This is a genomic window from Nitrosomonas sp. (assembly GCF_040240425.1).
In the GTDB taxonomy this organism is placed as follows: domain Bacteria; phylum Pseudomonadota; class Gammaproteobacteria; order Burkholderiales; family Nitrosomonadaceae; genus Nitrosomonas.
In genome coordinates this window covers 1-9,061 of record NZ_QPHG01000063.1, presented here as the reverse complement: position 1 = coordinate 9,061, position 9,061 = coordinate 1, and the positions used below count along the sequence as shown (strand labels likewise).

Below are 9,061 nucleotides of genomic sequence, written 5' to 3'. Positions count from 1 at the left end.
TTGCCTGAACTTTGCTTCTCTGATTCGAGAACGAAAATAGTATCTGTTTTTGGCATTCATCTCAGAAAGTTAGCACACTTTAGTAAGTGCTTAACTTCCTAAGACCCTTGCGGATTTACCGCATGGTAATTTTGGTAAGCGTGGATTTAATCTTTTAGTAAGCTTGAAAATAAGGTAAGATACTGTTTCTAAATTATAAACTATGTGTTGTTATTAATGCACACAATTTAACTGGTAATTTTTATTTGGCTCTGGTAATTATTCTCCATCACCTCTTTTACGGAGTACAAAATATTCGATTATCGATCCATCTGAAACCGTTGCCCAGCTTGCGTGAGCGGGAGATGGTGTCATTATCAAAATGACACCTAAAAGTAGTGCTGTGGCTGTAAAACTTGCTGCTCTTGAAGTTGAAAAACAGCTTTCAATTATTTTTCTTTTTCTTTCATCTTTTTCAGTTACTAAATTGCTTGCTGCAATAACCTCTAACCGATCTGCATCGATATAGTCGGCTAAAAGGATGCATCCCTCAATTGCCAATCCTCGTTTCTCATTCCTGACTAGCCTTAGATAAGCATCAGATATTCCTAGAATTCTTGCTAATTCTATTTTCTTTCCTGCTTTTTTCTCAGCTATATCGAGATAGTCATTTAATTTCATAGTAGTTTTGTCCTATTGACCGAATCATTTGATACGGTATATATTCCGTATCAAATGATTCGGTATTGATTGGCAACAATCATATAGTTCAAGTTTCCCTAAGTCAAACGAGGTTTATATGAATTCTTATCACTGCGCAATGAATGAAGCATCGAATAACGGCCAGTTTCCAGAACTTTTTGACACCTGGCGCAGTTACCACCCCGAAGCAATCCTTTCTGACTCTGATTTGAATGATCTAGCTTTTCAGCAAATTGAGTTTTTGAAAGACCAAGCTTAAAAACGATTTATTAACCACTGGAGTAAAAATTATGAGAGCACTCGTACTAAAAGCATTCAAACGTGAAGGAACAACTAAAGCAACTGGAAAACCTTATGAATCCTTCTTTATTGCCATAGCGCTGCCATTCACTGATATAGATTTTGGCTCATACAAGGAAACCGGATTTGGTGTCAACTACGCCGAGATTCCACTAGAACCTTCATTACTTCCAAAGTTTGCTTTCATGAATGGCAAACCCGCCTACATGGATTTAGCTACCACAGAAAAAATTATTTTCGGCGAACTTAAAACGGTTGTAGTCGATGCCAAAGTCGCATCTTCGGAAACCAAGGCAGCTTAGTTCGGCTAGTAACACTATGCCGTTCATTCTCATTTTGAGAAAAATCACACGCAATTCACCTTCAAATTGATACCCGGTTAAGGACATGGCAAATGAAATCTTTATCGATTGGCTCTCCATTTCTCAACTACATACGGAAACAGAACAATTCCATCCCATCATTGCCGGGGGAATCATGGTCGAGTATGACGCCATCGGCAATGCTCGCTATGAAAGAGTTCGCGCCGCGACTTTTCCGGGATCACATGAAACAAGTCTCAGGATTAAAAGTGATGGTAAGCATATTTCACTCAGTGGAAACGTCGGCCGGTTTTCTCGCAAAGACAACCTGTTCAACCTGGGATGGAGCCAAACACTCCAAAAAGCTAATCGAATTATGCTGGCTAGAGGCTTACCAGCTTTCAAAGCCGCAAGAATTCCAACTGCAATTGGTGAAAGTCAATCCTTTGGTGCGCGAGTATCTCGTCTGGACATCACCTGCAATTTTGCAACGGGTTCAGAGTCGCAAGCCCGAGCCCTTATTCGCTGGCTCGCAAACCGATCTGTTTCAAGAATGAAAAAAGGTCGGGCAGGGGATGAGTCAGTCTGGTGGGTCAACACCCGGCACATGCTCAAAGCCTACATCAAACACATTGAAATGCAAAAACATGGCTGTAGTGAAGATGATCCGGTTTATCAATGGTGCAAAGAGCAGGGAGTAGTCAGAGTGGAAATCGAACTAAAACGCAGACTGCTAAGTGATGAAGGTCTGCGAAACCTTGAAAACATCACACAAGAAAAGCTGGAACAAGTTTTTCATGAAGAAACGGAAATCTTCCGGCAAGTCGACCGCAGCGATGAACCGGACATTCTCGACGCCATTCCGTCAAAAAGCCGAATCTATGCTGCCGCATGGTTTGCCGGTCAAGACTTAGTCAACTTGGCCAGCCAAGCCACACTTTACCGTCACGCCAAAATCCTGCGCGAATACGGCATTGACATCATGGAACCGCGCAACATCGAGCAATTCCCGGTGAAAGTTCAGATCGTCGACCTAAAGCCCTTATCAATGCCAGATTGGTACACCTTGGAAGATGAAAAACCACGATTAAAAGCAGTAGGGGAGTGATTCCACCCCATAGGCTCCAATCCGGGGCTTATGGGGTGCAATTCCGCACCATTTAACTGTTAATCAAAAAGGAGTTTTTATGTTTACAAAGATTCAAGCTTATGCAGTATTTCTTCTGGCTTTGATGCTGTCCTTCATCGTTCAGCAAGCTCTAGCAGCTGCTCGCTACTTCCGGGAAGTGTGCTTGTCCTTTAAAGCCAAACTGGCTTTATTGTTCGCGCCTCTAGCGGTCATTCCTTCAATCGCTTCGGCTGCTGTTCCCGCGTCGGTAACCACCGCAATCACTGACGCGGTAGCAGACGTCGGCACTGTTGGCGGTCTCGTGATCGGTGTTGTAGTGATCGTGTTTGCCTTCGCCATGATGCGCAAACCTATGAACGCTTAATAGCTTTCATATCTTCGTCCCCGCTTCGGCGGGGATTTGTTTTAAAGGGGTTTGTTCGTGGGATATAAATATTTGAATCAATGCTTCGAGACTAAACAAGAGTTTCTTGATTATGTCGCTCAAGGTTGTTTTGCTCAAAATGGTGGAAGCGGTGCTTTATCAAGTTACATGATCACTTGTTCGTCAAATTCAGACAATATAACCATACAACCAGTTTTGATCTCAAACGGCACAATGCCAGCGCCTTACACTTTTACGCCTCAAATAATCTCTTGTACTTTTCAATCCCCCAAAATTTTTTCTAATACTGATGTAGTTGAACTGTCTTGGCTCGTGGTTGGCGTTTGGGTTGTTGCCTGGGGAATTAGAAAAATCACCGACGCTTTTAAAACATCATGATTTACGACTTCGATAATTTAGCTATTTTTCTCAGCATATTGGGTGCCGCATGGATAATCCTTTCTCGGTAATTTACTTATTCCTGGCTCTTTTTATCTCAGGTCTTTGCGCACAAAACGCGCACTCATACCAGAATCTAGCCATTGCAGCCGGTGAACCTGATTTCTTTAGGAATCCTGTCACAAATTTCACCTCAGCGCGCTTTTCTGCAAACGATCCCATTTATGACCCGGCAACCCGCACAGTCACCACAACTCGGCCTTACAACGTAACCGGCCTGGATGGTAAAACCTATCAAGCCAACATCACCAAAACCGCGGCCGCTGACATTCCAAAAGTCGGCGCTGCGCTGTCAAAGTTTGCGCAAAGAGTGGGACCGCTCTCTATGGCGCTTGCTACTGTAGACTTGATTTGCTCTTTATCGAGTATCTGTAATCAGTCTGGAAATTGGATGCTTACACAATCCGCAGACGATCAAGTTAGTCAATTAATGGGCGGTTGGGTAGCTAATTATGACTCTTCACCCATTGCCTGTTCTTCCGATAAGGATATGAAGGCTTGTGCCAGCTCTGTTTGGGGTAATTCTTTTGATCTCGGCAGCTTTTCTTATACTGTTTTTCCTGACCGCATAGAATCTGCTATTTCACTGAAGAGTAAAACCACTGGAACTACTCTCGGCGAAGGCAAGCTTCGTAAATTAATTAGCAATTTCCAGCCTGCGCCTCCTGCAGAACCTACCGCTTCCGATTGGACAGCCGCAGAAAATAAGCTTTCATCTCCTGCCGGTGCCGACCGCCTAGCCGCTGAACTTGAACCGCTGCCAATAAAAGCACCGTCTGTTTTTTCACCGATATCCGTGCCGCTTGGAACTGCAACAACGACCAATAAAGACGCGCTTGGCAATGCCACGGGCACGCAACAAACGACACGCCGCATGGAAATCGAAGATGCTGCAACAGAAGCCGAACCGTACCGCGTCACGGTCAAAGAAACTGAAACTGTCACCAATTACGACCTGAACAACAGCCCAATATCTTCAACTGAAACCGTCAAGCAGTCCGACACACCAACTGAACCGCCGCCACCCGAAGATATCGAGATCGATTTTGATGAATCCGTTGACCGCGACCTGCAAACGTTCGAGGTACCTGGTCTGTTCTCATATACACCCTTCGGCGGTGCCGGTTCATGTCCTTCGGATGTGACTGAAAATACCAAGTTCGGCAATGTCACCATGAGTTATGCGCCGGTTTGCCGTGTTGCCGAAGGCGTACGGCCTTTCGTCATTCTCCTGGCCATTATTTCAGCCTTCTTCATCGTATCCGGATCTCGCCAATCATGAAAACTATCCTCGTACCCTTAGCGCAATTCCTTGATACCTACCTTGGCTCATTTGCCCGTAATGTGCTCTCCAGCCTTGGTATTGGTGTAATCAGCTATGCTGGCATTAAAACCGTATTTGATGAGCTGGTTGCCCTGGCTCAAGCGCAATTCTCCAACATTGCGACTGATGCGCTGGCCGTCGTGCAGCTGGCCGGAGTAGGGGAAGCCATTGGAATTATCGTCGGCGCCATCACGTTCAAGCTGACCATGACAACAATGTCCAGCCTGGGAATCCTGCCATCATGACCATCAAACTACTAACCGCTGTACCTGGTGGCGGCAAAACCTCTTACGCCGTTTGGCACATCATCAAGAAAGCAGCGGAAGAGGGCAGAACCGTCTACACCATCGGAATCCCTAAGCTTACGGTTCCGACCATTGAAATCAGTTACGAATATCTAAAAACCTGGTACGAACAAGATATCGTTGATGGTTTGCCGGTTCTCCGGAATATCGATCACGGTTCCTTGATCGTCGTCGATGAAGTGCAAAAAATGTGGCCGTCTCTCGGTAGCCAAGCATCCAAGGACATTACCGAGCTATCGGAACACCGGCATTACGGCCTGGATTTCTTCATCATGACGCAATCGCCATCATTGGTGCACAAGAAAGTCCTGGCGCTCGTCAATCCACATTTACACATCGTTCCGCGCTGGTCTGGCCGCATGCTGTACGAGTGGCCGGAATACCGGGTAAACACAGCCGCCAGCTCCGCCCGGCGCGTTGCTGTTTCTTCTCCGTACAAACTGCCGAAGGAATCCTTTGATCTTTATCACTCCGCAACACAGCACATCGTCCACAAACCGCGCCTTCCTCGCGCCGTTTACTTTTTTGCGCTCTCGATCCTGTTCACGGTTGCGATAGGCGCTTATGCCTTCGATAGAATCGTTTCCAAGGGCACGTTAAATACAGATTTTATTCAAGCTGAAGCAAGCACGGCAGAAACACCGGCCACTGCAAAACCTGAGCCGCCTCCAGATCCACCGCAGCAAGTCATAAAAATCGAACCGGCTCAGAAAACCTTCAATTCAATTCAGTTACTCACTGATTCTATTGATTGGTCTCTAGTTAAGTCTTGTATTAAAAACAGAGATAAATGTATTTGCTACGGCCAAAGCGCTGAGCGCTTGGTGATTGATAAAACATCCTGCGAAATGGCCATCGATTACGGCTGGCCAGGCAAAAAAGCATGACGCGCAAAACTGAGCGAGCGCGAGGACGACGATGACGCAGGAAGAGGAGGAAGGAGTAAAGCGAGGTTTGCGCGGATATCGTTAGCTGTTTGGATTCATGACAAGAAAAATATTTAGGGGGTTTATGTGATTACTATCAAGCATCATAAAGAAGGTGAAATTGCCGACTATCGGGCTTTCCCGTTATCCGCTCGCGGCTTATCACATGCTATTTACTGGCTGCGTGAATTTCGCTCTGATTCCGATCCATACTTACTGCTCAATCACGAGCCTAAATCATGGATTGAGATTGATGGAATCCGGATTCCGGATTCTGTGCTTTTTCAGCTATCGAAAGAACAGCACTGTGGCCATTTCTTGAAGCGATTCATCCAGGATCACGCAAAACCGGTCACACAGTCGCAGTATAAAAAGTAGGGGATCGATTTGTTTTTTGATTTTATTTAATTTTTGTTGCAGCCCGGGCATAATGCCCAAGGCTGCGGATAGGGTCGCTCCCGAAAAGAAAGTAATTCCTGCTTTCCTTCCGCAGTTCACACATCAGGAGTCGGAAAGGGAAACCGTAAAATGCATATTATTCAGAAGTTCACCAAGGATTCACTTCACAAAATCGATTCTTTACCGGTCGATTCAAATAACCCTTACTTATCTAATTCTTTGTTTCTGAAATTAGATGAAGTCTCAATTCAGCAGGTATCTGACACTGTTTTTATCGTTCGTTGTTATGAAAATGGACAGAATTACCCTGATCCGCACTATGTCACGATGACGATTGTCATTGATTCAGATAGTTACTTTGTTTTTGCTTATCTTTGTCAGAATGGACTTTCACCGCTGGCCAAGCACAATCGGCAGATTCACGCTTTCTTCAAGAAAATGGGCTTAAAACCTGTGTACGTCAGGGGCAAGCACATTCACGTCATGGATAAGTAAGATCCCGTTTCTTGCTTTGCCAATCACTTACAAGGGTCGCGCCGCCGACCGGCGCGAAGGGTATGCCCCGTAAGGGGCATGCTGCCCGATCCCTGGTACGGATTAACTTGCTCCTGACTTCCTCATATTGCTAAACAAAAGAATTTTGTTGATTACTATTTCGACCTTTCACAATATATTGTGTTTTTCTCTTGATATTTTGAATATATACACCATATATGGATTTCGATTAATTACAATGAAGGAGCTATAAATGACTGTGTATTGTGTTTCTTATGATTTAAACAAACAAGGGCAAAATTACCATGCTTTATATGAGGAATTGAAGAAATTACCATGGGCTCATCCATTAGATTCTACTTGGCTAATAGCAACATCTGAAAGCGCGCAACAACTTTCAGATAGATTGCGGAAGCATTTAGATAATAATGATTTTATTTTGGTGATAGAAGTCACGAATTATGCTGGATGGTTAAATAAAGATATCTGGGACTGGATTCGAAATAATATTTGACCGTATTACTTGCATTATTTCGTCTATATTGAGCGTCGTACGAGAGTCACGCCGCCGATCGGCGCGAAGGGGTTGCCCCGTAAGGGGCATGCTGCTCGATCCCAGTTTTAGTTATTTTTGTGCCAATTGTGGATTATTATCATCCTGACATCCCTCTGTCGAGTAGGTTGTGAGAATAGGATTGTGGCCCTTCCATTTTTCTAACAAGTACTCTGCAAAGCCATGGAGTGGCGTGATTTTGCAAATGGATGCTAGCTGCTCACCAACACTTGTCAGCAAAACATCACCGATCGAAAGCTCGTTATTTTCTTCTTTACTCATTTCCAGATCAATTTGTTGGTTGTGGTACACAACACGTATTTTTTTTGGAAGCTCGAGCAGTAAATAGCCATCTTTAAATTCGCATTTAATTAAACCAATGCTCTCCAAATGCAAAAGTTCATCGAATCTGATTCCGTTGTTTGTATATATTTCCGATTTGATATCAAATATTAAAGGTGTAGGCCGGTAGTCGTTACCGCTTATATCTGTAGTAAACCTGCAAAGCTTCGTAAATAGCTCAGCCTCTTTTTTATCTAGATCACTGAGTTGATTGACTGTTCTTTTAGAAAAAGAACCTGGAATATTGGCTTCTCCTGCTAATACGCGTGACCAAAGTTCTTGCATTTCTTTATCCGAGACAATGCGCGCTTTATCAAAAAAATTCGTTATCCAATCATCATCCATTCTTTCTGCGTCCGCATTTTCAGAAAGTAAGGTAACCGCCTGGTTAGTTATGTCTTCGATATTTTTTTGCTTTTTTGTTTCTTCATTCATGAAGCGTTCTAGTGTGCGTTGTTGCAGCTCTCTAATCTGTACATCTGAATTAGCTTTGATAATAGCCACTTCTGCATCTGCTTTAGCTTTGGTAATGGCCGCTTCTGCTTCTGCCTGTGCTAGAAGTTTTATTTGATTTGGCTTATGCACACCTTCTATAGCTCTGGCGATTTTTTTGATGAGTGTATCTGCAGGCTTGGAGATACCGACTAGGTCTCTTACTGAGAAATTGCTGTTTTCTTCTGGCATATTACTTACACTTGAACAGGATTCTTAAATTACTTCAATCTTATCAGTAAATTATTCTTAGTTAAACCACTTCGATCTACTGGTTTATATTTTTTCTTATCTGCCGCTAAACCTTCTGCTGACTTTATCTAGGAGGTTGCTTTTATGCGTTTTGATTATTTGTTCTTGCGTTATTACGGACGATATGCTTGGAGAAGGTTAGCTTTTGATCTTTGCTTGATTGTGATTATTTTGAGCTTTTCTTTTTATTTTTTTGATAAAAGCGCGATGCTAGGATTTTTCACTAATAAGGTAAAGACTGAAGTATTAAAACTGAAAAGCGTGAATAGGTCTTATGCTTTTGATAAGTTAGAAGTTTCACCCCCTGAGGTTGTTCCACCAAGAATTCCCAAGTCTTGTTTTTCTAGCGATACTCGTGGTTGCTTTTGCTACGATCAACATACTATTGTAATTAAGGATTTTCCTGTAGATCGATGTAGGGAAATTATTAATGGCTTTTCTCGTTTTTAGGTACGTAATGACTGATTTTTCCCAGCTGCGAAATTTTTACTGGCATATCCGATACACACGTAACAAGGTGACTAAGCGCCGTTATTATCGGTATGTTCTAAAGGAAAAAAAACGCCTGATTAAATCAGGCGTTGATGCAGAGTATTTGAGATTATTTTGCCGATCTCTTAGGGAACCGCTGAACAAATCCCGAGGTTTGTTGAGATAATAGATTTATTAACGACCTTCTAAATACGCCATGCCACACCAAACGAGTTTTGCCGATCTTGATTACAGTCACAAGAAACG

Annotated in this window: 14 protein-coding genes; 12 read left to right on the top strand and 2 right to left on the bottom strand. The window is 43.4% G+C overall.

Going from position 1 to position 9,061, the window contains the following annotated elements; all coding sequences use genetic code 11:
* Nucleotides 1–258 precede the first annotated feature (258 nt).
* Nucleotides 259–660 carry a hypothetical protein gene (locus tag DU481_RS15130; protein WP_350135871.1) on the bottom strand — a complete coding sequence of 134 codons (402 nt, stop codon included), beginning with the start codon at nucleotides 658–660 and terminating at the stop codon, nucleotides 259–261.
* A gap of 118 nt (nucleotides 661–778) precedes the next feature.
* Between DU481_RS15130 and DU481_RS15125 the strand changes: the two genes are divergently transcribed.
* From DU481_RS15125 to DU481_RS15075, 11 genes are all read left to right on the top strand, one after another.
* The gene (locus tag DU481_RS15125) at nucleotides 779–940 is read left to right on the top strand and encodes a hypothetical protein (RefSeq protein ID WP_350135869.1); all 162 of its coding nucleotides are present in this window, start codon (nucleotides 779–781) and stop codon (nucleotides 938–940) included.
* Between the two features lie 31 nt (nucleotides 941–971).
* Complete coding sequence (locus DU481_RS15120) at nucleotides 972–1,283, top strand: hypothetical protein (protein WP_350135867.1); 312 nt, start codon at nucleotides 972–974, stop codon at nucleotides 1,281–1,283.
* Between the two features lie 85 nt (nucleotides 1,284–1,368).
* Nucleotides 1,369–2,391 (top strand): phage/plasmid replication domain-containing protein, encoded by a 1,023-nt coding sequence (locus DU481_RS15115; protein WP_350135865.1) that lies wholly within the window; start codon nucleotides 1,369–1,371, stop codon nucleotides 2,389–2,391.
* A 79-nt stretch (nucleotides 2,392–2,470) separates the two neighbouring features.
* The gene (locus DU481_RS15110; protein WP_350135863.1) at nucleotides 2,471–2,776 is read left to right on the top strand and encodes a major capsid protein; all 306 of its coding nucleotides are present in this window, start codon (nucleotides 2,471–2,473) and stop codon (nucleotides 2,774–2,776) included.
* 57 nt (nucleotides 2,777–2,833) lie between these two features.
* Nucleotides 2,834–3,175 (top strand): hypothetical protein, encoded by a 342-nt coding sequence (locus DU481_RS15105; protein WP_350135861.1) that lies wholly within the window; start codon nucleotides 2,834–2,836, stop codon nucleotides 3,173–3,175.
* A gap of 49 nt (nucleotides 3,176–3,224) precedes the next feature.
* On the top strand, nucleotides 3,225–4,517 hold the full coding sequence (locus tag DU481_RS15100; protein WP_350135859.1) for a virulence factor TspB C-terminal domain-related protein: 1,293 nt from the start codon (nucleotides 3,225–3,227) through the stop codon (nucleotides 4,515–4,517).
* Nucleotides 4,514–4,804: a DUF2523 domain-containing protein gene (locus DU481_RS15095; RefSeq protein WP_132429333.1), complete on the top strand. Its 291-nt coding sequence runs from the start codon at nucleotides 4,514–4,516 to the stop codon at nucleotides 4,802–4,804. Before DU481_RS15100 ends, DU481_RS15095 begins: the two co-directional genes overlap by 4 nt.
* The gene (locus DU481_RS15090) at nucleotides 4,801–5,751 is read left to right on the top strand and encodes a zonular occludens toxin domain-containing protein (protein ID WP_350135857.1); all 951 of its coding nucleotides are present in this window, start codon (nucleotides 4,801–4,803) and stop codon (nucleotides 5,749–5,751) included. The genes DU481_RS15095 and DU481_RS15090 overlap by 4 nt, the downstream gene beginning before the upstream one ends.
* 126 nt (nucleotides 5,752–5,877) lie before the next feature.
* Complete coding sequence (locus tag DU481_RS15085) at nucleotides 5,878–6,168, top strand: hypothetical protein (protein WP_350135855.1); 291 nt, start codon at nucleotides 5,878–5,880, stop codon at nucleotides 6,166–6,168.
* Between the two features lie 150 nt (nucleotides 6,169–6,318).
* Nucleotides 6,319–6,684, top strand: coding sequence for a hypothetical protein (locus tag DU481_RS15080; protein ID WP_350135853.1), 366 nt, complete (start codon nucleotides 6,319–6,321; stop codon nucleotides 6,682–6,684).
* A 253-nt stretch (nucleotides 6,685–6,937) separates the two neighbouring features.
* The gene (locus tag DU481_RS15075; RefSeq protein ID WP_350135851.1) at nucleotides 6,938–7,198 is read left to right on the top strand and encodes a hypothetical protein; all 261 of its coding nucleotides are present in this window, start codon (nucleotides 6,938–6,940) and stop codon (nucleotides 7,196–7,198) included.
* A 111-nt stretch (nucleotides 7,199–7,309) separates the two neighbouring features.
* Here the strand turns inward: DU481_RS15075 and DU481_RS15070 are convergent, their stop codons facing one another.
* Nucleotides 7,310–8,263, bottom strand: coding sequence for a DUF2806 domain-containing protein (locus DU481_RS15070; protein WP_350135849.1), 954 nt, complete (start codon nucleotides 8,261–8,263; stop codon nucleotides 7,310–7,312).
* Between the two features lie 144 nt (nucleotides 8,264–8,407).
* On the opposite strand from DU481_RS15070, the gene DU481_RS15065 reads away from it, so the two are divergent.
* A complete protein-coding gene (locus DU481_RS15065; protein WP_350135847.1) occupies nucleotides 8,408–8,773 on the top strand; it encodes a hypothetical protein in 366 nt (121 codons plus the stop codon).
* Nucleotides 8,774–9,061: the final 288 nt, after the last annotated feature.